This is a genomic window from Streptomyces sp. MB09-01, assembly GCF_033794505.1.
Classification (GTDB): domain Bacteria; phylum Actinomycetota; class Actinomycetes; order Streptomycetales; family Streptomycetaceae; genus Streptomyces.
In genome coordinates, this window is the sequence record NZ_JARAYQ010000003.1 from 33014 (window position 1) to 57737 (window position 24724).

General features: G+C 72.0%; 26 protein-coding genes and 1 pseudogene. 11 read left to right on the plus strand and 16 right to left on the minus strand.

The window, feature by feature from the left end; all coding sequences use genetic code 11:
- Positions 1–2: 2 nt before the first annotated feature.
- Together PV721_RS01230 and PV721_RS01235 are read right to left on the minus strand one after the other, a co-directional pair.
- The gene (locus PV721_RS01230) at positions 3–743 is read right to left on the minus strand and encodes a class I SAM-dependent methyltransferase (RefSeq protein WP_319720857.1); all 741 of its coding nucleotides are present in this window, start codon (positions 741–743) and stop codon (positions 3–5) included.
- A 63-nt stretch (positions 744–806) separates the two neighbouring features.
- Positions 807–989: a hypothetical protein gene (locus PV721_RS01235; RefSeq protein ID WP_319720858.1), complete on the minus strand. Its 183-nt coding sequence runs from the start codon at positions 987–989 to the stop codon at positions 807–809.
- A 329-nt stretch (positions 990–1318) separates the two neighbouring features.
- Here PV721_RS01235 and PV721_RS01240 point away from each other — a divergent pair, with 329 nt between their 5' ends.
- The 3 genes from PV721_RS01240 (at position 1319) to PV721_RS01250 (ending at position 4009) form a co-directional block, all read left to right on the plus strand.
- Entirely contained in the window at positions 1319–2035 is a 717-nt protein-coding gene (locus PV721_RS01240) for a helix-turn-helix transcriptional regulator (protein WP_319720859.1), read from the plus strand.
- Between the two features lie 32 nt (positions 2036–2067).
- Complete coding sequence (locus PV721_RS01245) at positions 2068–2589, plus strand: DUF3291 domain-containing protein (RefSeq protein ID WP_319720860.1); 522 nt, start codon at positions 2068–2070, stop codon at positions 2587–2589.
- Positions 2590–2746: 157 nt separating this feature from the next.
- Positions 2747–4009 carry a PP2C family protein-serine/threonine phosphatase gene (locus tag PV721_RS01250; RefSeq protein WP_319720861.1) on the plus strand — a complete coding sequence of 421 codons (1263 nt, stop codon included), beginning with the start codon at positions 2747–2749 and terminating at the stop codon, positions 4007–4009.
- Positions 4010–4052: 43 nt separating this feature from the next.
- Here the strand turns inward: PV721_RS01250 and PV721_RS01255 are convergent, their stop codons facing one another.
- Positions 4053–5084 (minus strand): saccharopine dehydrogenase family protein, encoded by a 1032-nt coding sequence (locus PV721_RS01255; protein ID WP_319720862.1) that lies wholly within the window; start codon positions 5082–5084, stop codon positions 4053–4055.
- Positions 5085–5180: 96 nt separating this feature from the next.
- Between PV721_RS01255 and PV721_RS01260 the strand changes: the two genes are divergently transcribed.
- On the plus strand, positions 5181–6149 hold the full coding sequence (locus PV721_RS01260; protein ID WP_319720863.1) for a helix-turn-helix domain-containing protein: 969 nt from the start codon (positions 5181–5183) through the stop codon (positions 6147–6149).
- Positions 6150–6295: 146 nt separating this feature from the next.
- Here the strand turns inward: PV721_RS01260 and PV721_RS01265 are convergent, their stop codons facing one another.
- Complete coding sequence (locus PV721_RS01265) at positions 6296–6928, minus strand: TetR family transcriptional regulator (protein WP_319720864.1); 633 nt, start codon at positions 6926–6928, stop codon at positions 6296–6298.
- Between the two features lie 110 nt (positions 6929–7038).
- On the opposite strand from PV721_RS01265, the gene PV721_RS01270 reads away from it, so the two are divergent.
- Both PV721_RS01270 and PV721_RS43835 read left to right on the plus strand, forming a co-directional pair.
- Entirely contained in the window at positions 7039–8022 is a 984-nt protein-coding gene (locus tag PV721_RS01270; RefSeq protein WP_319720912.1) for an aldo/keto reductase, read from the plus strand.
- Between the two features lie 942 nt (positions 8023–8964).
- Positions 8965–9750 (plus strand): S1 RNA-binding domain-containing protein, encoded by a 786-nt coding sequence (locus PV721_RS43835; protein WP_416370998.1) that lies wholly within the window; start codon positions 8965–8967, stop codon positions 9748–9750.
- A gap of 42 nt (positions 9751–9792) precedes the next feature.
- On the opposite strand, the gene PV721_RS01280 is transcribed toward PV721_RS43835, so the two are convergent.
- Positions 9793–10236 (minus strand): GNAT family N-acetyltransferase, encoded by a 444-nt coding sequence (locus PV721_RS01280; protein WP_416371000.1) that lies wholly within the window; start codon positions 10234–10236, stop codon positions 9793–9795.
- Between the two features lie 189 nt (positions 10237–10425).
- Positions 10426–10638, minus strand: a complete 213-nt coding sequence (locus PV721_RS01285) for a hypothetical protein (RefSeq protein ID WP_319720914.1) — start codon at positions 10636–10638, stop codon at positions 10426–10428.
- Here PV721_RS01285 and PV721_RS01290 point away from each other — a divergent pair.
- Together PV721_RS01290 and PV721_RS01295 are read left to right on the plus strand one after the other, a co-directional pair.
- Positions 10616–11472: pseudogene (locus PV721_RS01290) on the plus strand (FAD-dependent monooxygenase); the annotation flags it as partial. The gene PV721_RS01285 and the pseudogene PV721_RS01290 sit on opposite strands and share 23 nt — an antisense overlap.
- A 71-nt stretch (positions 11473–11543) precedes the next feature.
- The gene (locus PV721_RS01295; protein ID WP_319720866.1) at positions 11544–12203 is read left to right on the plus strand and encodes a class I SAM-dependent methyltransferase; all 660 of its coding nucleotides are present in this window, start codon (positions 11544–11546) and stop codon (positions 12201–12203) included.
- On the opposite strand, the gene PV721_RS01300 is transcribed toward PV721_RS01295, so the two are convergent.
- From PV721_RS01300 to PV721_RS01315, 4 genes are all read right to left on the minus strand, one after another.
- Positions 12200–12421 (minus strand): hypothetical protein, encoded by a 222-nt coding sequence (locus PV721_RS01300; RefSeq protein WP_319720915.1) that lies wholly within the window; start codon positions 12419–12421, stop codon positions 12200–12202. The two genes, PV721_RS01295 and PV721_RS01300, sit on opposite strands and share 4 nt — an antisense overlap.
- A 251-nt stretch (positions 12422–12672) precedes the next feature.
- The gene (locus PV721_RS01305; RefSeq protein ID WP_319720867.1) at positions 12673–14763 is read right to left on the minus strand and encodes a SpoIIE family protein phosphatase; all 2091 of its coding nucleotides are present in this window, start codon (positions 14761–14763) and stop codon (positions 12673–12675) included.
- Between the two features lie 203 nt (positions 14764–14966).
- The gene (locus PV721_RS01310) at positions 14967–16331 is read right to left on the minus strand and encodes an LCP family protein (RefSeq protein WP_319720868.1); all 1365 of its coding nucleotides are present in this window, start codon (positions 16329–16331) and stop codon (positions 14967–14969) included.
- A gap of 179 nt (positions 16332–16510) precedes the next feature.
- Positions 16511–16666 carry a DUF6131 family protein gene (locus PV721_RS01315; RefSeq protein ID WP_319720869.1) on the minus strand — a complete coding sequence of 52 codons (156 nt, stop codon included), beginning with the start codon at positions 16664–16666 and terminating at the stop codon, positions 16511–16513.
- 209 nt (positions 16667–16875) lie between these two features.
- Between PV721_RS01315 and PV721_RS01320 the strand changes: the two genes are divergently transcribed.
- On the plus strand, positions 16876–17811 hold the full coding sequence (locus PV721_RS01320) for an aminoglycoside phosphotransferase family protein (protein ID WP_319720870.1): 936 nt from the start codon (positions 16876–16878) through the stop codon (positions 17809–17811).
- Positions 17812–17827: 16 nt separating this feature from the next.
- On the opposite strand, the gene PV721_RS01325 is transcribed toward PV721_RS01320, so the two are convergent.
- The 5 genes from PV721_RS01325 to PV721_RS01345 all read right to left on the minus strand — a co-directional run bounded on the left by PV721_RS01325 (position 17828) and on the right by PV721_RS01345 (position 21854).
- Positions 17828–18496, minus strand: a complete 669-nt coding sequence (locus PV721_RS01325) for a M15 family metallopeptidase (RefSeq protein WP_319720871.1) — start codon at positions 18494–18496, stop codon at positions 17828–17830.
- 105 nt (positions 18497–18601) lie between these two features.
- On the minus strand, positions 18602–19816 hold the full coding sequence (locus PV721_RS01330) for a cytochrome P450 (protein WP_319720872.1): 1215 nt from the start codon (positions 19814–19816) through the stop codon (positions 18602–18604).
- Between the two features lie 75 nt (positions 19817–19891).
- On the minus strand, positions 19892–20632 hold the full coding sequence (locus PV721_RS01335; protein ID WP_319720873.1) for a DUF6193 family natural product biosynthesis protein: 741 nt from the start codon (positions 20630–20632) through the stop codon (positions 19892–19894).
- A gap of 201 nt (positions 20633–20833) precedes the next feature.
- A complete protein-coding gene (locus tag PV721_RS01340) occupies positions 20834–21259 on the minus strand; it encodes a hypothetical protein (protein ID WP_319720874.1) in 426 nt (141 codons plus the stop codon).
- 52 nt (positions 21260–21311) lie between these two features.
- Positions 21312–21854 carry a MarR family winged helix-turn-helix transcriptional regulator gene (locus tag PV721_RS01345; RefSeq protein ID WP_319720875.1) on the minus strand — a complete coding sequence of 181 codons (543 nt, stop codon included), beginning with the start codon at positions 21852–21854 and terminating at the stop codon, positions 21312–21314.
- 179 nt (positions 21855–22033) lie between these two features.
- Between PV721_RS01345 and PV721_RS01350 the strand changes: the two genes are divergently transcribed.
- Positions 22034–23098: an alkene reductase gene (locus tag PV721_RS01350; protein WP_319720876.1), complete on the plus strand. Its 1065-nt coding sequence runs from the start codon at positions 22034–22036 to the stop codon at positions 23096–23098.
- A gap of 109 nt (positions 23099–23207) precedes the next feature.
- Here PV721_RS01350 and PV721_RS01355 read toward each other — a convergent pair whose 3' ends face one another.
- Entirely contained in the window at positions 23208–23693 is a 486-nt protein-coding gene (locus tag PV721_RS01355) for a lamin tail domain-containing protein (RefSeq protein WP_319720877.1), read from the minus strand.
- A 506-nt stretch (positions 23694–24199) separates the two neighbouring features.
- Here PV721_RS01355 and PV721_RS01360 point away from each other — a divergent pair.
- On the plus strand, positions 24200–24622 hold the full coding sequence (locus PV721_RS01360; protein ID WP_319720878.1) for a subtilase-type protease inhibitor: 423 nt from the start codon (positions 24200–24202) through the stop codon (positions 24620–24622).
- The last annotated feature ends 102 nt before the right edge of the window (positions 24623–24724 follow it).

Here is a 24724-nt window from a genome sequence, read left to right on the forward strand (position 1 = left end):
CCTCAGCTCGGCTTGCGCCACACGGAGATGTGCTTCGCGGAGTCCTGGGTGAACGGCGCCCCGTCCCAGTCCGCGACGCGACGTTCCCTCTCGAGCCCGGCGATCCGTGCCATCAGGTCGAGCTCTGCCGGCCAGGCGTAGCGGTGCCGGGAGTTGTCGCGGCGGTAGCGGCCGTCGTCGCCGTCGCGGGTGAAGTGGTGCGAGACGAGAATCTGCTCGACGAGGTCGAAGGTGTCGAAGCCGAGATGCTGCTCAGACACGTCGAACGGCACCGCGACCTGGCCGGGCGGCAGGAACCGCAGCGGCGGCACGCCCAGCTCGATGACGAATCGGCCGCCGGGCTCCAGATGACGTGCGGCGTTGCGGAAGCACTCGACCTGCTCGTCCTGCGTGAGCAGGTTCGTGATGGTGTTGTAGACGAGATAGACCAGGGTGAACTCGCCGGGGACGACGGTGGTGGCCATGTCCCCGATGACTACCGGGAGCGTGTCCTCGTCGATCTTGCGCCGCAGCACCGCTGCCATGTGCTCGGACAGTTCGATGCCCACTACCGGCACGCCGCGTTCCCGGAGCGGGACGCCCACGCGTCCGGTCCCGATGGCGAACTCCAGTGCCCGGCCGCCTCCGGCGAGCTCGGCGAGGAAGGTCAGAGTCGGGCCGAGAACGGCGGCCGAGGACGTCTCGGTCTCCTCGGCGTCGTAGCGGTCGGCGGTCTCACGGGTCCACAGCTCACTGCTCGTCACGGGCGGCCACTTTGCCGGGTACCGAGGGGCGCTGTCGACGCATTTTCCTTCCACCGGCTCCGATCACACGGTTCGGGCGGGCCGGTGCAGGCCTTTCAGGGTGCCGCCCGGCTCGGGGCGCACGGTCACGGCGGTGGTGCGCTCGTTCTCCTCGGCGCAGCGTGCACCGCCCACAGCTGGTGCCCATGCCGCAGATGCCGGCCCGTACGCCACTTCCTCGGCGACGCCGATCCCGGTTCCCGGCACGCGCCGACGGACGCGACGGCGGTGCTGGGCTGCTCCTGCGGCATCTGGGACTTTGCCGGCCCTGTTCGCATGGTCCGCCCTCGACGAACCCCCCACCGCCCGGCCTGGGGTGCTCCGGCCATGGGACCGTACGCCTTCCCGCGTTCCGCCTACGAGGAGGCGCTCGCGCACGTGGTCCACCTCGCCGAGGCCCGCACGGCCCTGCCTCCGTCCGGCGCGGTCGGGGGGACGTGACCGCGGTTCCGGTTCCGGTTACCGGTACTGGTTCCCGTGATGCGTCCCACCCGCGCCTTTCTATCTCCTATCTGTGTTGTTTCTAGAATGGCCGGATGAAGGACATCGACGCGATCGCCGTGTTGCAGGATCCCGTGCGCCGCCGCCTGTACGAGTACGTGGTGGCACAGGGCCGTGAGGTCGGCCGCAACGAGGCCGCGGAGGCGGTCGGGGTGGCGCGCACGCTCGCTGCGCACCACCTGGACCGGCTGGCCGAGGCCGGCCTGCTGGAGAGCGGTAGCCGCCGTCTGACGGGACGGTCGGGGCCGGGGGCGGGCCGCCCTGCCAAGGTGTACACGCGGACGCGGGTCGAGCGGTCGGTGTCGCTGCCCGCCCGTGACTACCGCACCGCCGCCGAGTTGCTGGCCGAGGCCGCCGAGCAGGCCGGACTGGACGCCGGGCTCTGCGCGGCCGCGCGCCGCCGGGGTGAGGCCTTGCGCGGCTCGGCGGGGCCCTGTAGCGGTCTCGAAGAGGCCATGGAGATGCTCGCCGCCCGCGGCTACGAACCGCACCTGGAAGCCGTCGAGAACGTCGAGGGCGTCCACGGTGCGGAGGGTGTCGGCGGGGCGAACGGAGAGGCCGCCCGTGTCGTCCGCATGCGCAACTGCCCCTTCCATGCCGTCGCCGAACGCTTCCCGCCGCTCGTCTGCGGCATGAACCTCGCCCTGCTGGAGGGCCTGCTGGGAGCCGACGGTCCGGTCCGCGCCCGGATGGACGCCCGGCCGGGGGAGTGTTGCGTGGTGGTCGAGGCTTCTAAAAACAATGATGATTGACATAGAAACGGGGGGCGTGCTGGGATGGGGCCATGACCGCATCCACGCATGCCGCCCACCTCGCCCAGCTCAACGTCGCCACGCTCAGCCATCCCTTCGACGACCCGCGCATGGCGCCGTTCGTCGAGATGCTCGATCCGGTCAACGCCGCCGCCGACGCCTCGCCCGGCTTCGTGTGGCGGCTCGTGGAAGAGGGGGAGGCCGACGCCACCGGCCTCCGCCCGGCGGGCGAGGACGTCATCGTCAACCTGTCGGTGTGGGAGACCCAGGAGGCGTTGTGGGACTTCGCCTACCGCAGCGGGCACCTGGAGGTGATGCGACGGCGCCGCGAGTGGTTCCAACGGCACGTCGAGGCGCACCTGGTGCTCTGGTGGGTTCCCGCCGGGCACGTCCCGACCGTCGGCGAGGCCCTGGAGCGGCTGGCGGACCTGCGGGCGCACGGGCCGTCCCCGCGCGCGTTCACCTTCGCCTCTTCCTACACCGCCACCGAGGCCGCCGAGCACCCTCGGGCCGTGGGGCCGGCGCAGACCGAGGAGGTCGCCCGGACACCTTAGAGGGGTCTGGGCTTCCTGCCGGACACCGGTGGCAGGCGACTGACGCGGCCCGGCCGTCGCCCAGCCCGGGGCCGCCCCGCCCGCGGCCGAACGGCCCAAGGGCGGAGGCCGCGACAGGCCCGGCCTCCCCGGTCGCACCTATCGTGGGAGCAGGCCCATGACGGTACGGACGCGCGCGGACGGGTGGATCGTGAACGGATCCGGGATCGACTACGAGGCGGTCTTCCAAGCCCTGCCGGGCGCCGTCGCGCTGCTCACCCCCGACCTGGTGTACGTGGACGCCAACGAGGCCTTCCTGATCATGTCCGGCCGTACCCGCGAGCAGATCATCGGCCGCTACGTCTTCGACGTCTTCCCCGACAACCCCCGCGACCCGGACGCCACCGGAATGCGGAACCTGCGCGACTCACTGGAACGGGTCGCGGCCACCGGGGAGCGCGACACCATGGCCCTGCAGCGCTACGACGTGGAGCACGCCGGTCGGCCCGGGGTGTGGGAGGAGCGGTACTGGAGCCCCGTCAACGTCCCCGTCCTCGCCCCCGACGGCAGCGTGGCCATGCTCCTCCACCGCGTGGAAGAGGTCACCGAACTCATCCGGGCCCGCGACGGCACCCGTACCGACACGGTCCGTGCCCGGGAGCTCGCGTCCGATCTCTACCTCCGCGGCCGGGAGCTGCAGGAGGTCAACGCACGCCTGCGGCAGGCCCACGCCCGTGAACGCGAGGTGGCCCTCCACCTCCAGGAGGCGATGCTGCCCGCGCCCCGCCCCCTCGGCCACCACGAGGCCGCCGTCCGCTACCGGCCGGCCACGGCGGCCTTGCACGTGTGCGGCGACTGGTACGACCTCGTCGACATGCCCGAGCGCACCGCGGTCGCCGTCGGGGACGTCGTCGGCCACGGACTCCGGGCGGCCGGCGTCATGGGCCAGCTCCGCAGCGCCCTGTCGGCCGCCTCCCGCGTCGTCGACGGTCCCGCCCAGGCCCTCGAGGTCCTCGGGCTGTACGCCCGCGCCATCGAAGGCGCCGAATCCACCACCGTGGTGTCGGTCTTCATCGACTGGAGCGACCGCACCCTCACCTACAGCAGCGCCGGTCACCCCCCACCCGCGCTCTGCCACCCCGACGGCACGGTCAGCTTCCTCGACCAGGCGACCGACCCCCCGCTCGGCGCCCGGCCCGAACACACCCGCCGCCCCCAGGCCCGGACCGCCTTCACCGACGGCTCCGTCCTCGTCCTCTACACCGACGGCCTCATCGAACGCCGCCGCGAGGACATCGACGTCGGCCTCCAACGGCTCGCCGACGCGCTCGCACAACACCGCACGGCCGAGCCGGACGCCCTCGCCGACGCCCTGCTGAGCGACCTCGTCCCGCCCGGCGGCGTCACCGACGACGCGGCCCTGGTCATCCTCCGCCTGTGACGGCCGAGCCCCACCCCGCGCACCGGCGTGACGCCCCCGCCGGTCAGTGCGGAAGCTCGACCGACACGTGCGGGGACAGCGCCCGGAGGAACTCCGCCGCGTCGAACATCGCGCCGGCCGAGGCCACCCCCGTGGTCCGCGTGCGCCCGGCCAGGATGCGCGCGACGGCCTCCACCGCCAGCGGTGCGGTGACCGCGTAGATGTCCTGCCCGCGGGCCGAAGCGCGACGCTCGACGCCGCCCGCACTCACCACGACGTCGACGACGAAGGTCTGGTTCGACCGCCCGAGGGCGTCGACCGGCTCCGGCGCGGGCGTGTCCTCCTCGGCGAGGTCCTTCGCTGCTTCGACCGTCATGTAGGTGCGGACCTCCGGGACGGCCAGGTGACTGGGGACGGTGACGACATCGGCCATCGTGAACTCCGCGATCACCGCCCGACGGCCCACGGGCTCCGGGAAGAACCAGTCCTGCTCCCACGGCTCGTCGTCGTGGTACTGCAGCGCGCCCTCCGCGAACCGCACCCGACGGCCGGCGCGACGCTCGTGGGACACCCGGCCCGCCAGCCGGGTGCCGGGCGTGGGGTGCCAGCCGTTCAGCCCGTACGCGACGTGCACCGCGTCCGCGGCGGTCCATTCCCCCATCGCCGCCGTCACCAACAGGTCGCCCAGCCCGCCGTAGAACGCCATCGCCGGCACCACGGGCGCGTCCGCCTTCCGGGCCGCTTCCGCACGGTCGGAGAACATCGAGACGTTCGCCTCGATCTCCGCCGCGACGTCGACGTACGGGAGCCCCGCGCGCAGGGCCGCCTCCACGACCGGGCCCGCCGTCAGCGCGAAGGGTCCCGCACAGTTGACGACAGCCGCCGCGCCGGCGAGGGCCCGGTCCAGCGAGCTCGCGTCGTCCACGGCGGCCGGCCGCACCTCCACGTCTCCCCACTCGGCGGCCAGCGCCTCCAACCGGCCCGCGTCACGGCCGGAGATGACGGTGGCGAAGCCACGCCTTCGTAGTTCGGCGACAACGAACCGACCCGTGTGCCCGGTCGCCCCGTAAACCACCACTGCAGCTGTCGTGCTCATCGTTCCCCGCTCTCGATGTCCTGGTGGATCCAGTCTCGGTGCGGGCGGCATCCGAAGGGGATGGTCTGGAACGACATCATGCGTACACTTTCGGACATGCCCACTGTCGCACTGCTGGCCGCCGGTCACCTGCTGCACTTCGAACTGGCGGTGGCCTACGAGATCTTCGGCAATCCCCCGCGCGAGGCGACGGAGGGCTGGTACGACGTACTGCTCTGCGGGCCCGGGCCGGTTCGGGTCGGCCCGTTCATGGTCGAGCCCGACCACGGGCTGGAGCGCGTGGCCGGCGCCGACACGGTGATCGTGCCCGCGTGCGCCGACATCGACGAGCCGCCGCCGGCGGAGCTGATCGAGGCCGTGCGCGCGGCCCATGCGGCGGGGGCCCGGGTCGCCTCCCTGTGCACCGGAGCGTTCGTACTCGGCGCCGCGGGCCTGTTGGACGGGCGGCGGGCCACCACCCACTGGGCTCATGCCGCGGAACTGAGCGCACGTCATCCGCTGGCCGTCGTCGACCCGGACGTCCTGTACACGGACAACGGAAGCGTCCTCACGGCTGCGGGCAAGGCCGCCGCCGTGGACCTCTGCCTCCACCTGATCCACCTCGACCACGGTGCCAACATCGCCAACGCCGTCGCCCGGCGCCTCGTCATGCCGCCCCATCGGCCGGGCGGACAGGCCCAGTTCGTGGCCACGCCGGTGCAGGCCGGGGGCGACCACGTACTCGCCCACCTGCTCGCCTGGGTCCAACAGCGGCTGGACCAGCCGCTGACGGTGACCGACATGGCGCGGAAGGCGAACACGAGCCCGCGCAACCTCGGAAGGCAGTTCCGGTCGGTGATCGGCCAGACGCCGCTCCAGTGGCTCCTGACCCAGCGCGTGCGCCGCGCCCAGGAACTGCTGGAGGCCACCGACGAGACCATCGAGGCGGTGGCCCTCGCCACCGGCATGGGGACCGCCACGACCCTGCGGCGCCAGTTCAAACGGATCGTCGGAGTCCCGCCCGACAGCTACCGCCGCTCGTTCCGCAGCGCGGCTCCCGCGGCCGGGCCGGTGCAGCTGCGGTGAGGAGAGGGAGTCGACCGGGCGTCACCTCGCCCGTCAGATCCCGCCACTGCCGATGTGGTCCGCGAGATCGACGTCCGGTCCGTGCTCCTCCTGCATCCGTTCGGCCCGCACGACCGTCTGCGTACCCGCGTGGTTGGCCCTCGGCTTCAACTCCCGTGTCCGTGCGGGGCGGTGATCCGGCGTACGGCCTCCACCACCGCCGCCCGGTGGCGGGTGAGCTGCTCGGGCGCCCAGCCGGTGCCCGTACCGCCGGCCGCCGCGCCGCCGGCGCCCGTACCGCCCGCGGCGGTACTGCCCACCGCCGGACCGCCGACCGCGCCGAACCACGCCTGCGACATGGCCACCACCAGCGTCAGCACGTCGGCGGCGTCCATCCCGGCGTCGATCCGGCCCGCATCCTGCGCCTGCCGCACGGCTGCGATCTTGCCCTGGTAGGACGCCGCCTCGGTGTCCGTGCTCCCCGGACGTTCCAGCTGCTTCCACAGCACCAGACGCATCAGCGACGGCCGCTCGACGAGGTGGTCGAAGACGGCGCCCGCGTAGCCGGGCAGGTCGTCGACGTCGAAGGGCACCGACTCTGAACCCGTCTCCAGCGCCCGCTGGAGCACGGCGTCGAAGAGCTGCTCCTTGTTGCCGTAGTAGACGTAGATGAGCCGCTTGTTCGCCTGCGCGGCCTCGGCGATGCGGTCGATCCGCGCGCCGGCGATGCCGTACGTCGCGAACTCGGAGAAGGCCGCGTCGAGCAGCCGTGCCTTGGTCGCACTGGAATCCCTTGCCATGGCGTACAGCCTAGCAAGTAACTATCTGGTTATTGACATCCGCCGCGAGGCGGTGCATGCTCTATCTATCCAGTTAGTTACTTACGAAGGAGACCGCGATGGAGACCGCGATGGAGATCCGCGCACTGGGCAGCCAGGGGCTGAAGGTCGGTGCCGAAGGGCTCGGCCTGATGGGCATGAGCGCCCACTACGGAGCCGCGGACGAGACCGAGTCGCTGGCCACGATCGACCGCGCCCTGGAGCTCGGCGTCACCCTGCTCGACACCGCCGAGGGCTACGGCCCCTTCCGCAACGAGCAGCTCCTCGGCAAGGCTCTCGCCGGCCGCCGCGAAGCCGCCGTGATCGCCACGAAGACCGGTGTCGAGTTCACCGACGAGGGTGCCCTCCGCGGCCACAACGCGACCCCCGAGTACATCCGCCGCTCGGCCGACCGTTCCTTGCGCCACCTGGGCACCGACCACATCGACCTCTACTACCTGCACCGCATCGACCCGAACGTGCCCGTAGAGGAGAGCGTGGGCGCCCTGGCCGAGCTCGTCGCCGCCGGCAAGGTCCGCCACATCGGCCTGTGCGAGGCCGCCCCCGCCACCATCGCCCGCGCCCACGCCGTCCACCCGCTCGCGGCCGTGCAGACCGAGTACAGCCTCTTCGAGCGCGGCATCGAGCACGACGGCGTCCTCGACACCCTGCGCGAGCTCGGCATCGGGCTCGTCGCGTACTCCCCGCTCGGCCGGGGCTTCCTCTCGGGCGCGATCACCAGCCCGGACGACTTCGCGGCCGACGACTTCCGCCGCACCGACCCCCGTTTCCAGGGCGAGAACTTCGGCCGCAACCTGGCCGTCGTCGACCAGGTGCGCCGCCTCGCCGCCGAGAAGGGCGTCACGCCTTCGCAGCTCGCGCTGGCCTGGACCCTGCGCCAGGGTGCGGTGCCGATCCCGGGCACCAAGCGTCGCCGCTACCTGGAGGAGAACATCGCCGCCACCGCGGTGACGATCACCGACGCGGACCTGGCGGCCATCGACGCCGTGGCCCCCCACGGCGTGGCTTCGGGCGACCGCTACGCCCCGGAGCTGATGCAGTCACTGAACGGCTGATCCGCTGTTCCGCTGATGCGCTGATGCGCTGATCCGTTGAGCGGCCGACCGGCCTACGGGCTTGGGGCGGTGTCTCGGTGCGACCGGATGGTGTCAGCCACCGGTCGATTGCCGACCCGGGCGCCGAGGAAGCGCGTGACGGCCGAGTCGAGGAGGCTGCCGAACTCCCCTCTGCCCGTGATCCGCGGGCCCTCGGCCACGACCTCGTCTCCGGTCAGCGCATCGAGGTCCGCCCACTTCCCGGGCGGCCACAGTGGCTACACCGACTGGCCGGAAGAGTTCGGGCGGCGGCTCGCGGAGGTGCTGGGCGCCCGATAGGGGGCGCCGGTCGGCCCGGTCGGCCCGACCGGCCCGACCGGCCCGACCGGCGCCGACAGACCCGACCGGCGCCGACAGACCCGGGCGACGCCGGCTCCCTGCGGGAGGGGAGGATGGGCGCGTGCTCCCCTACGTTTACCGCGTCACCAAATACGACCCCGCCGACCGCGACGAACGCGGCTACTACACCGGCTCGGAGGACTGCGTCAGCGATCACGGCGAGGTGGAGGCGGCCTACCTCCGGGCGATCGAGGCGTTCGCCGTCGACTCCGGCATCGACCGCCTGTCCGTACGCGAGCCGCAGATCTCGTCCTTCGTGCACTTCGGTGCCGAGCCGCCCATGGAGGGTTACGGACCGGACGGACTCTTCCCGAGCGGTCCGTCCGGCCGGACGGGCTTCCACGACGGTGCGGAGCTTCCGCTCGGCACCGCGCTCGAACTGGTGCGGGTCATGCTGCGCGACGGCGGTGCCTGGTGCCGGCTGGAGGCGGAGGGCGCGTTCGCCGTGCACGTGGGATGGGACCAGTACCTCTACATCGGCAGCAGCTCCCCGTGCGAGGAGGCGCAGGGCCGGACCCGTGCGCTCGGGCTCTTCCCGGAGCGCTCGGGCTCTTCCCGGAGCGCATGGACGCGTCCCCGTACGACGTGGAGGCCGACTGGGAGACCGACGGGGAACACGTCCAGCGGCCCGGCGACGAGGAGTTCTGGGCGCGCCTGCGCTACGCCGTCCTCTCGTGTCAGGCGGGACTCCTGGAGGAGGAGCCCGTCGAGGGCGTCTCCCGTTTCCACCGCCTCACCCACGAGACCCTCGACACGGTTCGTGCCGGACTCGCTCCCCGCGCCCGGTTGTCCGTGTGGCCGGACCTGTCCTGCGACATCGACACGGTCCTGGATGCTCTCCCCGTCGACGGCCTCATCGAAGGCGTCTGGCAGGACGAGGACGGCCGGATCCACAGCGCCGTCGTCGCCGAGGAGGAGTTCCCGGAACTGGCCGCCCGGATGTCCCGTGCGGGTGCGGCAGCCCTCCTGTCGATGTACGCGGACGAGCGCGTGCCCTTGTTCACCGCCGTCATGCCGGACGGCGACGGAGTGGTACGGGCCCGCTGGCGGACCGATCCCACACCGGGCGACCGCAACTGGGCCTTCCTCAAGACCCGGGGGCTTCGACGAGGCCAGGTCGTCACCGGCACCGTCGTCCACATCGCCGACTTCTGCGTCACGTTCGTGGACATCGGCGGCTTCACCGCGATGATCAACATCCCCGAACTGTCATGGCTCCCCATCGGGCACCCCTCGGAGGTCGTCTGCGTCGGTCAGGAGGTCACAGCGGAGGTCCTCGACGTCGACATGGTCCGCGAACGCGTATCACTCTCGCTCAAAGCCCTGCAGGAAGATCCACGACGACCGTGACCCCCGAGCGAGCGGGATTCGGGCCGAGGACTGTCCTCCCTGTCACGTCCCGAGGGCTTCCGCACCCGGGCGTCGCATCATGTAGACGTCGACCGGGTCCTGAACCTCCACGGTGAACCCGTGGCGCTCGTACAGTCGCCGGGCGGCGCTGCCCTGCAGGACGTTCAGGCGGACGAGGACGCCGTCGGCATCGATCCGCTTCAGCAGCGCGCGCAGCACGGCCGATCCGAGTCCCCGGCCCTGGAGGGCCGGAGCGAGATAGAAATGCTCCAGCCAACGGCCCTCCTCGGCCGGGCGCACAGTGACGCAGCCCGCGAAGGCGCCATCGGCCACGATGACCGAGGTGTGCCGGGGAGAGAAGGAATCCCGCAGCCGCTGCCGGACCCGATGCTCGTCGAACCGTCCCAGCCGCTCCAAGTCCGGGCGCATCACCGTTGCCCGCAGCTCTGCGATCGCCTCGACATCTTCCGGTTCTGCGGAACGCAGCGCCCATTCCACGGGACGGCTCGCCCCGATCCCGCGGCCCGGCCCGGCCGTATCGCGTCCGCCCTCGCGTTCGTATCCATGGCCGGAGTATCTCAACGGCCCCCGTGACCACGCACACAGCAAGATCGCGCACCGGCCGACGCATTCCGGGCAGCGGCCTCGGTGCAGGGGCGGCCTCCCCGTGAGGGCTCAGTGGACGGGGGACAGGGCCCGCTCCAGGGCGTCGAACGCCGCGTTCACCCCCACGCGGTGGTCTTCGGCCACGTCCGCCGCGCGCTCGCCGGAGAGCAGCCGGCCGGCCGTGGTGACGTGGACGGCCCGGTACGCGGCCACGGTCAGGGCCGCCGTCAGCCGTGCGTCGGGGCCGCCGATCGCGTGCCCGCTCCCCGGCCGCATCCTCACGGTCGAGTTCGACGGCCCGCCCGCCGACCGCGAGGCACCCGTCACCGCCGAGGAGTTGCAGACGGGCCTGCGGCGGGTCACCGGATCGGCGGACATCACGGTCACCGAGGTGCACACCGCCACCCGCTTCAGCGACAACGCCCGCCAGGCGGCCGACTACCGGGCCGGCCGGGTACTGCTCGCGGGGGACGCTGCGCACGTCCACCCGCCGTTCGACGGCCAGGGGCTGAACCTCGGTATCGGTGACGGGCTGAACCTCGGCTGGAAGCTCGCCGCGGTGGTCCGGGGGCAGCCCCCGACGGGCTCCGGGACTCGTACACGGCCGAGCGGCACCCGATCGGGGCGTGGGTGCTCGAATGGACCAGGGCGCAGGTTGCCCTGATGCGGCCGGACGTGCGTTCCAGGGCCTTGCTCGACGTCGTCACCGACCTGATCGGGACAGCCGCCGGCACCACCTACTTCGTCAAGAAGAGCTCCGGGGCAGGGCAGCGGTACGACCTTCCCGGCAGTCACCACCTGGTGGGCCGAAGCGCCCCCGACCTCGAACTCGCCGATGGGCGCCGCCTCGCGGACCTGATGCACGACGGACGGGCGCTGCTGCTGGATCTCGCGGACGACGCCGAACTCAGGGCGGTGGGCGAGGGGTACGGAGACCGGGTGCGGGTGGTCACCACCACCTGCCCCGCCGGGCCGGCGCCCACCGGACTGCTGGTGCGTCCCGACGGATGCACCGCGTGGGCCGCGGACGCGGCCGACGACCGGGCGGACGCCACGCAGCACCTCGCCGCGTCCCTCGCGCAATGGTTCGGAACCCCCGTGCCCGTCGGGGGCTGACGGGCAGGGCCTGCGGCAGAGGGCGCACGGCCCTGCCGGATTCGCTCGCTCACGCCCTACTATCGTTCCCCGTGACCGAACTCCCCTCGCACCTCCGTGCGACAGCAGACGCTTACGACGCCGTCGCCGTTCGCTACGCCGAACTCGTCCGCAACGGGCTCGCCGGCCTTCCGCTGGACCGCTCGGTCCTCTCCGCGTTCGCCGATCTCGCGCGAGCCGCTGATGCCGGGCCCGTCGCCGAGCTGGGATGTGGTCCCGGATACGTGACGGCACACCTGCGCGACCTCGAGTTGGACGTCTTCGGCGTCGACCTTTCGCCGGTGATGGTCGACCTTGCCCGGGAGACATACCCTCACCTGCGGTTCGAGCGCGGTTCGATGGCCGCCCTGGACCTGGCCGACGGCACGCTGGGCGGCATCGTGTGCTGGTACTCGGTCATCCACGTTCCGCCGCCGGAAATTCCATCCTACTTCGCCGAGTTCCGCCGCGTTCTGGCTCGGGGAGGCACCCTCCTGCTCGCCTTCTTCGAGTCCGAGGGCGGTCCGGTGGAGGCGTTCGACCACAAGGTGACGACGGCCTTCCGATGGCCGATCGACGTCCTCGCGGGGCTGGCCCGCGAGGCCGGGTTCGTCGAAGTCGGACGGATGCTGCGGGAGCCGCTCGCGGAGGAACGGTTCCGCCGCGGCCATCTCCTGATGTCTTACGAACCCGATCGACCGGACGCGTCCTAGCGGTTCGCGTAGGTGAGCACCTTGTCGAAGGCGTAACGGGCTCGCTCGAGCCGTCCGGCGCGCGCGAGGGCGTGCACGTAGAGGAAGGTGCACAGGGAGAAGGTGCCCTCGGAGCCCTGCAGGCCGTCGGGACGTCGGCCGGGCGGGGCTGCCGCGGCATCCGGGCTTCCGGCGGCGCGTACCAGGTGGTGTGATCCGGGAGCGGTGCGCCCTGCCACGCCAGCCGACGGCGTGGGGCGTCGGCCTGGACGCGGTCCGCACGCATCGCGGGCACCAGCCTCGGGGAAAGGCGGGCCACGTCGTTGTCGGTGTGGCTGGTGATCGCCCACGCGCTGGAGAAGCCCATGCGTGCGACGCTACCGCCCGCCACTGACAGTGCGGGGCGCTCCTCATCTCCTCTCGGCCCGGTCGGCCCGGCTGACGCCGCGCCAGGCCCCGTACCGCGCAGGGTGCGGTCCGCGGCGGCCCGTCAGGCGGGCCGAAGGTGGCGGGGCGTGCCGATGCGGGCGGCGAGGAGGGCGATGTCGTCGTCCGCGGATGCCGGTACCAGGTGCGCGATCAGGGTGTCGCACAGGTGGTCCAGTGGCTGGTGCGGTTCCGTGAGCAGGCTCGTGAGCTCGTTGAGGCGTTCGTCGATGTCACGGCTGCGGGCCTCGATCAGGCCGTCGGTGTAGAGGACGAGCAGACTGCCGGGGGGCAGGGAGATCTCGGTCGTGGTGAAGGTGATGCCGCCGACGCCCAGCGGGACGCCGGGCGGCGTCTTGACGAGGTACACGGTGCCGTCGGGCTCGGCCACGGCCGGTGGCGGGTGTCCGGCGCGGGTGACGGTGCAGTGGCCGGTGACGGGGTCGCAGACCACGTAGAGGAAGGTGGCCAGCATCGGTTCGGCGAGGTCGGCGAGGGTGGCCTCCAACTGGTGCAGCAGCGCCGTCGGCGACATGTCGAGGCGCGCGAGGGCGCGTACGGTCGCGGAGAGGCGCCCCATGACCGCGGCGGCCGCGATGCCGTGCCCCATCACGTCCCCGATGAGCAGCGCGGCCCTGCCTCCGGTGAGGGGGAGGACGTCGTACCAGTCCCCGCCGACTTCGTTGACGTCGCTGGCCGCCAGGTAGCGGTGGGCGATCTCGATGCCCGGGGGAGGTGTGACGTGCTGGGGGAGCATGCTGCGCTGGAGGACGACCGCGGTCTCGTGCTCGTGGTGGTACAGGCGGGCGTTGTCGATGCCGATGGCGGCCCGGGCGGCGAGTTCGGTGGCGAGCGTGACGTCGTCGGACCCGAAGGAGGCCCCGCCGGGCCGGGCGCGGTAGAACGTCGCGACGCCGAGGACCACGTCCCGCGCGACGAGCGGGATCATCATGAACGAGTGCACGCCCGTCTCGAGCAGTTGCGCGGGCTTGGCGGTGTGGCGGGAGGCCGTGGCGACGGCCCGTTCGTCGAGGTGGGCGATCAGGAACGGCTGCCGGGCCGTGAGGGCCTGGGTGTACGGGGCGGCCGCGGGGAAGGTGAGGGTCCTGCCGAGCGGCGCCAGGATCTGGGTGACGGCGGAGCCGGTCAGCGGCGCCTTGCCCAGGCGTCGCAGCGCAACGCCCGCGGCCAGTCCGGAGCCCGGCTCGTTGCCGCTCGCGAGGGAGTCCAGTACGTCGACGGTGACGGCGTTGGCGAGGTGCGGGACGGCGAGGTCGGCCAGCTCCTGCGCCGTGCGCTCCAGGTCGAGGCTGCCACCGATGCGGGAGCTGGCCTCGCTCAGCAGCGCGAGCCTGCGGCGGCCCGCCTCGACCTCGGTCTGATCGCGCTGCTGCCGGGTGATGTCGAGGAGGGAGGCGATGATGCCGATCGGCCGGCCGCCGGGGTCTTCCACACGCACGTAGGAGCACGACCACACGTGGTCGTGCTCCGGGTCGGCCGGGGTCCGGCCGGTGCGTCGCCGGTCGAGGACCGGTTCACCCGTGTCCAGGACCTGCCGCATCGCCTCTTCCATCTCGTCGGCGTTCACCTCGGGCAGGATCTCGGCCAGGCGTCGGCCCACGTGGGCTGATTCCGCGAGACCGTTCATCGCTTCCAGCGCCGGGTTGACCTGCAGGAACCGTAGCTGTGTGTCGAGGACGCCGATTCCGACGGGGGAGCGGGCGAACAAGCCGTCCCACACCGCCGAGGACCCGCGGATACGGCGGGCGGCATGAGCGTCCGCCGCGAAGACCAGGACCGCGGAGGCGCCGTGGCGCCGGTCGGGCACGGGACAGGCCCAGATCTCGAGCTCCAGCGGGTGACCGCTGCGGTGCCAGGCGGTGACCGTACCCATCACCCCGCGACCGGTGGCGGTCGTCTCCCACAGGGACCGGCCCAGGCTGCGGTCGGCACCCGGATGCAGCAGATCGGCGATGTGCCGGCCGAGCACCTGGGGCGGGGTGTATCCGAGCAGTTCCTGCGCGCCGTGGTTCCAGCGCACCACCAGCCCCTCGCTGCTGGTGGCGATCAGCGCCACCGGCAGCGCGCCCAGCCATCCTCCGGCGTCCTGGGCGGCGCCGCTGATCAGATCCTCGAACGGCATCTCCTCATGCATCCTGTACCCGCTCCTCCTGGGAGGCCCCGGCCCCGCGGCGCGGAAACCCCGGACAGCGGCCGGCGGTACCGGTGCCCACGGTGCGGGAGGGCGCCCAGGCCCGCTCCTGCGGCCGCTCACTCGGTGCGTGCTGCGGCTGCGCTTCGTCCACATCTCTCATCGTGGCCCTGGCGCCCCTGCGCCGCCCTCCGACCGCCCCTGCTCTACGGCCGACCGGTGGTCGCGGGGGCCGCGGCTGCGGGCCCCTCGGCGCAGCGGAGGCGGTCGCCGGTCACAGGGGCGCCGTCGGCGACGTTGCGGTCGTAGGTGACGGTCTTGACCAGGACCGGCTGCGTGCCGACCGCGACATCGAAGATCGCGCCGTGATCGGGGCGGGCCTCCAGGCGGGAGCCGGGCAGAGCGGCCGCGAGGGTCGCCGCCTTCTCCTCTTGGCCGGCGGCGAACCGGATGACCGGGGGGCCGGCCGGGCGGGCGGACGGTGCGGACTGCGAGGTGTCGGTGACGACGAACCCGTTGCGGCGCAGGGCCGCGGCGACGGCGGAGTCGTCCACGCGGACGGCGATGCCGGCGGGGTCGGTCGGCGCCGGGGTCTCCGCGACGGGCTGGATGCGGGTGTCGCCCGTGAGGGGGCGGTCCGCGCCCAGCGCGTCCCACAACGCGGCGGAGCGGGCCTCGTGCCACACCAGCGAGGAACCCACTCCGGGTACGCGGTGGTCGAAGAGCCGGATCGGGACGGTCGCGAACTCGATCCGGTCCGCACGGAGGCGGCCGAGCGCCCAGCCGATGCGGATCAGGTCGCCCGGCCCGGTCCGCGCGTCGGTGCGTACGGACTTCAGCAGGGCGTGCACGGTCCGCGCCGTGCGCACCGGGCTGGCCAGGGCCCCCTCGAGGGTGAGGCGGGCCAGGAGGTCGTTGACCACGCGCTGCTGGCGGCGGACGCGGCCGAGGTCCCCGGGCCGGAGGTTGACGTGCCGGGCGCGTACGTAGCGCAGGGTGTCGTTCCCGTTGGTGTGGTGGCGGCCGGCGCCGATGTCGAGGCCGGAGTTCTCGTCCGTGAGGGGCCGGTCCGTGCAGACGGTCGCGCCGCCGAGGTTGTCGATCGCCTGCTCGAAGCCCCTGAAGCCGGTCTCCAGGTAGTGGTCGACGTGGAGACCGGTGGCCTTCTCGACGGTGGCCACCGTGAGTGCGCCGCCGCCCATGGCGTACGCGCTGTTGATCTTTCCGCTGCGGGCGGTGGTGGTGTCGCCGGCGTATTCGACGTAGGAGTCACGCGGGATGGAGACCACGCTCGCACGCTCCCCGCTCTCGGAGAGGTGCACGAGCATCATGACGTCGGTGCAGTTGCAGGCCTTGCCACCCACGTGGAGCCGGTTCTTCTCCGCCGTGGAGAGACCGGCGCGGCTGTCGATGCCGACGATCAGGATGTTCGTTCCCCGGCCGCCGCTGCCCGACGGCCCCCCTTCGGCCGAGCCGGCCGCCGAGCCGGCCGCCGAGACGGCCTGCGGGCCCACGAGGGAGCCGCAGGAAAGGGCGGTCAGCAGCGCGAGAGCAACCGTGAGACGACGCAATGCACATCCCCGAAGTAGGACGAACCGGCTCAAAATCCGACTCTACGTGGCCTCTGTGCGAACGACGGGGCTGTACGCGCCGGTTTCACCCTTGTGACGGGAAGGCCGTCCTTCCTGACGGGACGTCGGCCGACGGCACGGATGAACGTGCCGTCGGCCCACACCGAAGGGCGAAGCCGCTACCAGTAGTGGCGCCTTCCGCCGACCTCGTGTCCGACGGCCCCGAGGATCCACAGCACGGCGCCGATGACGAGCAGGATGATGCCCAGCGTCCACAGGATCGAGATACCGAGCAGCCACCCGACGATCAGCAGAATGATTCCGAGCACGATCATGAGGGTCTCCCATCTCCCTAGCCGCCTCTTGCCCGATGCCGGACGCGCGATGCGTGTACGACGGCGGGTCCTACCGGAACGCGGCGCACAGGGCGTCTCACCGTTTTCCACCAGCGCAAACACTCGAACCGCCGCCGGTCCCGGCCCCCGGTTCCCCCGGCCGGAAAATCCGGTTGTGGCGACGGTCCGCACGGCCTACGTTCCCGAGAATGCTGCCTTTGGTGGAAACGGACGAGGAGTGGGACGCCATCGTCCCTGACGAAACGATCATGCGACCGGGTGCGGAGGACCTCTGCGGCCGTCTGGGTCTGGGCGGAACGCCCCTGGTCCGGTTCAAGGACGGTTCCCAGCCCGTCTATGCGGTCGGTGACGAGCACGTCCTGAAGCTGTTCCCGGCCGCCGCGGCCCGGGACGGCATGGCCGAAGGACGGGTGCTCGCCCACGTGCAGGGACGGCTGCCGGTGGCGACACCGCACGTCCGGGAGTCCGGCGCCTACGAGAACGGCTGGCGCTACGTCCTGATGTCGCGGCTCGGCGGCGAGAGCCTGGCGCACGCCTGGCCGCGGATACCGCAGGCCGACCGGGAACGGCTGGTGGCCGAGGTCGGCGAGGCACTGGCGGCGCTGCACGCACTGGACCCCGAACCGCTCGCCGACGTCCTCGGCCCCGGAGACTGGGGCGCCTTCGTCGACGGACAGCGGGAAGGCGCCGTGGAACAGCAGCGGGGCCACGGACTGGCCGACGCATGGCTGGAACAGATTCCCGACTTCCTCGCCTCCGTCCCGCTCCCGCGCGAGCCCCGGCGCGCCCTGCTGCACACCGAGGTGATGCGGCAGCACCTCCTGGTGGACCCGGACGGCTGGCGCCTGACCGGATTGTTCGACTTCGAACCGGCCATGATCGGCCACCACGCGTACGACTTCGTGGGCGTCGGACTCTTCGTCACTCGAGCCGACCGCCACCTGCTGCGCAGGTTCCTCGCGTCGTACGGCAGTGGATCCGGGGCCGGCCTCGAGCCGGCCGAACTGCTCGCGTACACCCTGCTGCACGTGTACAGCAACCTGCCCTGGTACATGAGGGAACTGGGTGCGCCGGCGGAGACGAAGCTGAACTCCCTCGCCGAATTCTGGTTCGGCCGGGACTGACGGCGAGCCCGGTCGCCTACTCGCCGTTGGCGGAGAAGTGCTGGTAGTCCCGGTTGGCCCAGCGGCCGCCCCAGCGCCAGCCGACCTCGCGGAACGCCTCGGTGACGGCGTCGCCGGGGTGGATCTGGCCCGGTTGGTTCAGGGACCGCTGCAGGTGGGGGCGGCCCTTCGGGGGGTGGACGACGCCGTGGACGTCCACGTACGGGTTCTCGACGGGGTTGATGTCCACGGCGTCCCCCCAGGCGTGCTGTGAGAGGCGCCGGGGATCGCCGGTGACCGGGCGGCAGTTGAAGGCCGAGGTGTTGTCCTCGGCCATGGCCTCGGAGTCGTTGCGGTACTCGGCCATCACGCGCATCCGGCGGATCGGGAAGCGCGCGTCGAAGGCCCGCTGGAAGACGTGGAGGAGGGGGCGGACGGCGTTCTCGTGCACCACCAGCTCGCCCGGGTGGGTCCGGCCGTCGAAGCCCCAGTGGTTCATCCGGATCAGCTTCAGCTGCTCGGGCGGGACCGGGCAGCCATTGCGGTAGGAGGCGCCCAGTTTTTTCGCCGGTACGGCCGTGACCCGCGCGGACAGCGGGTCGGCAGGCCGGGCCTGGAAACGCGGCGGACCGGCCTGGGTGGAGCAGGCCAGCGCGGCCGCGCACAACGTGGCCGTCACGGCCGCGGCCGCGGTGGTGTGGCGCACGGGAACACGCTACGGCGGTCCCCGGGGCCGGGCATTCCGGGCGCGGCCGGTCGAGCGGCGCGCGAGCCCCGGCCCCCGCGGCGGCCCCGGCCGCCCGAGCGGTGGTCAGGGGAGGGTGGTGACCGGCAGGTCTTGCAGGGCGCGGAACCGGAAGGTGCTGTGCCACCGGAGCCGGTCCGCAGGGTGGGCGAGCCTGAGGCGGGGGAGCCGCTCGATGATCGAGGTGAGGGCCAGGGTGAGCTGGAGCCGGGCCAGGGGCGCTCCCAGGCAGTAGTGCATGCCGTGGCCGAGGGCGAGGTGGGCCTTGTCGGCGCGGTCGATGTCGAAGCGGTCGGGGTCCGGGTAGCGGGCCGGGTCCCGGTGCGCGGAGGCCAGACCGAAGAGGACGGTGTCCCCGGCCGGTATCCGTACGCCGCCGATCTCGACGGCTTCGGTGGGGAAGCGGCGGATCGCGGTCTGGTTGGGGCTGGTGTACCGCAGGAGTTCCTCGACCGCGTCCGCCACGCGCGCGGGCCGTGCCCGCAGCTCGGCCAGCTGCTCCGGGTGCTCGATGAGCGTGAGCACGCCGGCGCTGATGACGTGCTGGACGTTCTCGCTGCCGGCCCCGAGGATCAGGAAGGCGAGCGAGACGAGTTCGTCCTCGGTGAGCCGGTCCTCCTCGTCGCGCGCCGCGATCAGGCTCGACAGCATGTCGTCACCGGGGGCGGCGCGCCGCAGGGCCACGAGGTCGACGAGGAACCGGTGGATGTCACCGATGGCCTGGACGAGGCCCTCGCGGGAGCGCGGGCCGAGCATGGTGGCGACCCAGGCGGCGAAGCGCTCCTGGTCGCCGGCCGGGATGTCGAGCAGGGCACCGATGACCCGTAGCGGCAGTGGTCTGGCGAATTCCGTCACCAGGTCCGCCTCGCCGGTGCCCGCGATCTCGGCCGCCAGCTGCGCGACCTGGCCGTCGACCGCTGCCCCGATGCTCTCGCGGAGCACTTCGACGTGCCGGGCGGTGAACCCCTTCGCGACCAGTCGGCGAAGGCGGAGGTGGTCGTCCGGGTCGATGTTCAGGAGGTTGCGGTCGAGCGCGGGCGGGAGTGAGAAGCCGCTGAAACCCGTCGACGCATGGCTCTTGTCGACCGACAGGCGCTGGTCGGACAATCCGGCGCGCACGTCCGCCTCGTGGGTCACCAGCCACACCGGCGAACCGTCGGGCAGCGCCACCCGGTGCACCGGCCCCGCGGCGCGCAGTTCCGCGTAGACGGCGTGGGGGTCGCGTGAGAACGCCTCCCCGAACGGCTGGGCCAGGGAGACGTCTTCGGATGTCCGGGTCATGCGCATTCCCCTACGTACTGGGCGGCCGGTCGGTGGCGACGGGTTCGTTCGCAACCTTGATCAAGATCACGATAGTCAACTCGGCCCGGTCCCGGGGGACTGGTTCTCGGGCAGGCAGTCGAGGATGAGGGCGATGGTTTCGCTCGTGCCGGTGGTTTCGTGCATCCGGCCCTCGTGCGTTCGCACGCGGTAGCGGCCGTTTCCGATCGCCCGGGCCATCGGCAGGTCGGTGGAGAGGGGAGCGGTGACGCGGCGGCTGAAGCGCAGCCAGTCATGGCTGGTGCCGGGGGACAGGGCCCGGAGGCGCGGTTCGGTGAAGGCGGCCTCGACGAGTTCGTACAGCGGGGCGTGCAGCGGTCCGGCAGCCGCAGCACGCAACTCCCGCCATCTGACGGGCACCCCGTCCCCGGGCTCCCCGGCCCCGGACGGCTCCCCGGATCCGAAGAAGGGCCACTGCGCGGTGAGGCCGGGCACGCGCAGCCCCTGCAGCCAGGAATGCAGCGCGCCGGCGGCCTCGGACAGTTCTGCGGTGCCGCCGTGGGCCGTGCGGGCCCCGTCGGCACGGCAGTCGACGGAAAAACTCCGCCGGCCGAGGGTCATCGAAACGATCACGGAACGGTTGCCGCTCCGGGCCCGCGCAACGATGTGCCGCCAGCGGGGCGGTGGCATGAGTTCGATCGTGAGTCCGTACCCCGCCCGGTCCGCTGCCGCCTGCAGCGCATGCCGCAGGGACCCGGCCCGGAGGACCTCGGGGTAGAACTCCGCATACGCGTGCAGCGGATCCTCCGGCTGCGCATCGGTGTGTTCCTCGGGCATGGGCCCGAGTCTGCCAGCCGCGCGGCTACGCGGGACCGTTGTTGCCGAGCGGAGTACGGGCCGGGGGCCGGGGTTGCGACCTGTTCCGCCGGTGGCGGCGGGACGTACCGTCCGGTCCGGCAGCAGCGGCTCGACGCGTGCCCCCTGGGCGTCGGTCAACGACACACCAGACCAGCGATCGGATGATCCGAAGGAAGCGGCCTATTCCTCGAAGGGGACAAACCTGGCAAGCGAAGCCCAGTCCAGGGGGCGCGCGATCGTGGCCAGGCGGGCGAACGGATCCTGCCCAGCCGTCTGGAACCACATCAGCGAAAGCGTCGTGTGCCCGGGCTCGGCAATGTCCTCGGGCTGCCACCATGACGTCAGTCGCGCATGAACCGCTTCTCGCGGCAGCCACTCCTCGACCCGCCCCTCCGCATCGGCTCGGAGCTTGTCGAGATCGTGCACGTACAGATGCGGCGTCGCTGCCATCGCCTTCTCGATGCCCTTCAGGCGAAAGCGACGGTGCAGGTGCGGCGTTCCCTCGAGCATGCCTTCACGGTCGTCACTTACCGTGAGCGCGCGAAGCTCGGCCTGTACAGGTCCCACCTGATAGCTGCGCACCGCGTCATCCGTCATCTGGATCATGGGCTAGAGGGTAGGTGTGTCCGGCGAGCGGACCAAACGGCTGCGTGTACCCCTAGCAGGCGCCCGGCCCCTTGTGCGTCCCCTCGTCTTCGGCGTTGCAGCTGCGGGCGAGCTCGGTGTAGAGGGCGGTCTCCACCTTGCCCAGCAGGCGGGCCAGTTCGGTGCGTTCGGCGTCGTCCAGACCGTCCAGGGTCTGGCGTTCCAGCGCGCCCCACGCCCCGCGGACCTGGAGCAGGAGCCCGCAGCTGGCGTCGGTCGCCTCGACCAGGGACGCCCGCCGGTCCGACGGGTCGGGGCGGCGGCGTACGTGGCCGGCTTGTTCGAGGCGCTGGAGCATCTTGGTCACTGTGGAGGGGTCGAGGCCGACCGTCTTGATCAGCTCGGACTGGCGCACGGCCCCGTTGTCCCAGAGGTGCATCATCAGGAACTCCTGCCCCGGGTGCAGCCCCAGGTCGCGCAGGGCGCGGCCCGCCGCGATCCGGTGGAGGCGGGCGACCCGGCTGATCGCATGACTCACCGGCCCCTCGAGCACGGCGCTGGGCGCCGCCGTGCACTGCGAGGTGGTGCGCGGTTCCTGAGCGGTTTCCGCGGTCATGGGGGCGCTCCTCCTGGGTCGGGTGCGGCAGGGTCCGGTCGGCGGACCACGCCCTGACCGTCGTCGTCCGTCTACGGATCTTACCCGCCCTCCAGATTTTACCTTGGCCGGCCAAGTAATGGGGTACGCTGCATCCCGCAGCCAATATTTGGCCGACCAATTATCTCCGTGAGGCGAATATGACCAGCGCTTTCGAACCGGTTCGCGTCGCCGGCTCCACCCTCTCCAACCGCATCGCCCTGGCCCCGATGACCCGCAGCCGCGCAGGTGAGGGTGGTATCGCGACCGCCCTCGTCGCCGAGTACTACACGCAGCGCGCCTCGGCCGGTCTGATCATCAGCGAGGGGATCCAGCCCTCCGTCGTCGGCCAGGGCTACCCGTTCACCCCCGGCCTGCACAGCGCCGAGCAGGTCGCCGCCTGGCGTGAGGTCACCGACTCGGTGCACGCGGCCGGCGGCCGGATCTTCGCCCAGCTGATGCACTCCGGCCGGATCGGCCACCCGTCCCTGCTGCCCGACGGCCTCGTCCCGGTGGCCCCGTCGGCGGTCGCCGCCCAGGGGCAGCTGTTCACCGGCGAAGGTATGAAGGACTTCGTGACCCCCCACGAGCTGACCGGCGCCGAGGTGCGGGCGACCATCGCCGCTTTCGCCGAGGCCGCCCGCAACGCGGTGGAGGCCGGCTTCGACGGGGTGGAGCTGCACGGGGCCAACGGCTACCTGATCCACCAGTTCCTGGCCCCCGGTTCGAACCTGCGCACCGACGAGTGGGGTGGCCCGGTCGAGAACCGGATCCGCTTCGCGGTGGAGGTGGTCAAGGCGGTCGCCGCCGCGGTCGGCGCCGAGCGGACCGCACTGCGCATCTCGCCCGGGAACACGTACAACGACATCTCCGAGCCCGACCCGCAGCCCGCCTACGAGGCGCTGGTCAAGGAGATCGACGGGCTCGGGCTCGCCTACCTGCACGTGCTGGAGCCCACCTCCGAGACCCGCGAGACCACCCTCGCCCTGCGCAAGCAGTTCTCCGGGCTGCTCGTGCTGAACCCGGCGACCGATGGCCCCACCGACCACCGGGCCCTCGGACTGATCGAGGACGGCACCGCCGACCTCGTCGCGTTCGGCGCCCTCTTCCTGGCCAACCCCGACCTGCCGGACCGCCTGCGCACCGAAGGTCCGTACAACACCCCGGACCCGGCCACCTTCTTCGGGGGCGACGCCCGCGGCTACACGGACTACCCGGCCCGCTAGCAAATCCCGCACAGGGTGGGACATGGGTGCGGCGTGCCGCGGCGAGGTTGCCGTGGCACGCCGTTCCTGTTCCCGTTCCTGTTCCCGGCGGTGCGGCTGCCGGTGGGGGTCAGCGGCGGTGGTTGTCGTGGTGTCCGCGGCGGCCCCAGGACTCGGTGTCGACGACGCGTCCGCGGTCGTCGCGGAGGGTGGCGGTGTCGCGCTCGTCCCAGATCTGGTGGCGGCGGTCCTGGTAGACGTCGCGGTGGGTGTCGCGGCCGTTGCCGGTGTGGACCTTGACGCTGGAGCGGCCGTCCAGGCGGAGGTGGTTGAAGCGGTAGCGGTTGCCCTGCTGGTCGGTGAGGGTGAATCCGCGCAGGTTGACGGCCTTGCGGCCGGTGTTCTTGACCTCGACCCATTCCCTGTTCAGCGCGCGGTTGGAGCGGTCGTTGCGGGCGGGGCTGTCGTACTGGACGTCGCCGATGACGAGGGCGGAATGCGAGTGCCGGTCGCGTCGGTGGTCGTCGGCGGTGGCCGGCAGGGCGGCTGCGCCGACCAGGGCGCCGGCGGCCAGGGCCGCGGCGAGAAGGCGGCGGGTGGCGAGAGAAGCAGACATGGAGCTGACCCCTTCAACAGTCAGCCCGGACCGGCGTCGTTCGAGGCGGTCGGGCTCCGTGCGGTTCCCGGCGTCGTGCCGAGGAGCCACACTTTGGCCTCCATTCCCCGCGAATCGCCGCAATTGCAGCTCGTGTTGCCTAATTCGGATATATCTATAACTCTCCCGTGTAATCGGCGTAGGGTCGGACCCCGTGTCGGCGATGGGCGCACGTATCCGGCCAAGCTGCGTGGCCGTTCGGTGAACCGCGCGCGGCTGACAGCAGGTCAGTGGGCTCAGGGGTGCACGTCACGGTCGGTGTATCTGGTGTCCGCGTCCGGTCACGACGCGGGTGCGCCCCCTCTGAGCTGCCCGAACGACCATTCGGTCGTGCGTATGTACACGCTCTGTCCGTAAATCGGTCATCGATGTGCGACTCGTCTCCATGTCGGACAGTCTGGGGCTCACAAGGACGCGATCGAAAGGAAATATCGCGTTCAACCTTTGAATCGAAAGTGAGTCTCGTCGTGCGTCACCGCATCGCAGCTGCCTCCGCCGCTGCAGTCCTCAGCCTGATCGGAGCCACCGGAATCGCGGCGGCCCAGCCCGCCGGCCTGTACGCCCCGTCCGCGATGGTGTTCACCGTCGCGCAGGGCGACGACGACGCGTCCACCGTCGTACGGGCCTCCACCCTCAGCTGTGCGCCGACCGCCCTGGGCACCCACCCCGACCCCGGCTCGGCCTGCGCGGCCCTGAACTCCACCGACGGAGCACTCGACCGCCTGCTGGCCTCCCCGGACCCGGACCGGGCGTGCCCGATGCACTACGCCCCCGTCACCGTCACGGCCGACGGCGTGTGGAAGGGCAGCCGCGTCGCCTGGAAGCACACCTTCTCCAACAGCTGCGTCATGGCCGCGACCCTGAACGGCAACGCCGTCTTCGCGTTCTGACCCTCCGCCGGCGCGCCCCCGCGCCCGGCGCCCCGCCCGCGGACCGCGGGCGGGGCCCCGGCATACGCCGCTCGGAAGCCGGAAGCCGGAAGCCGGAAGCCG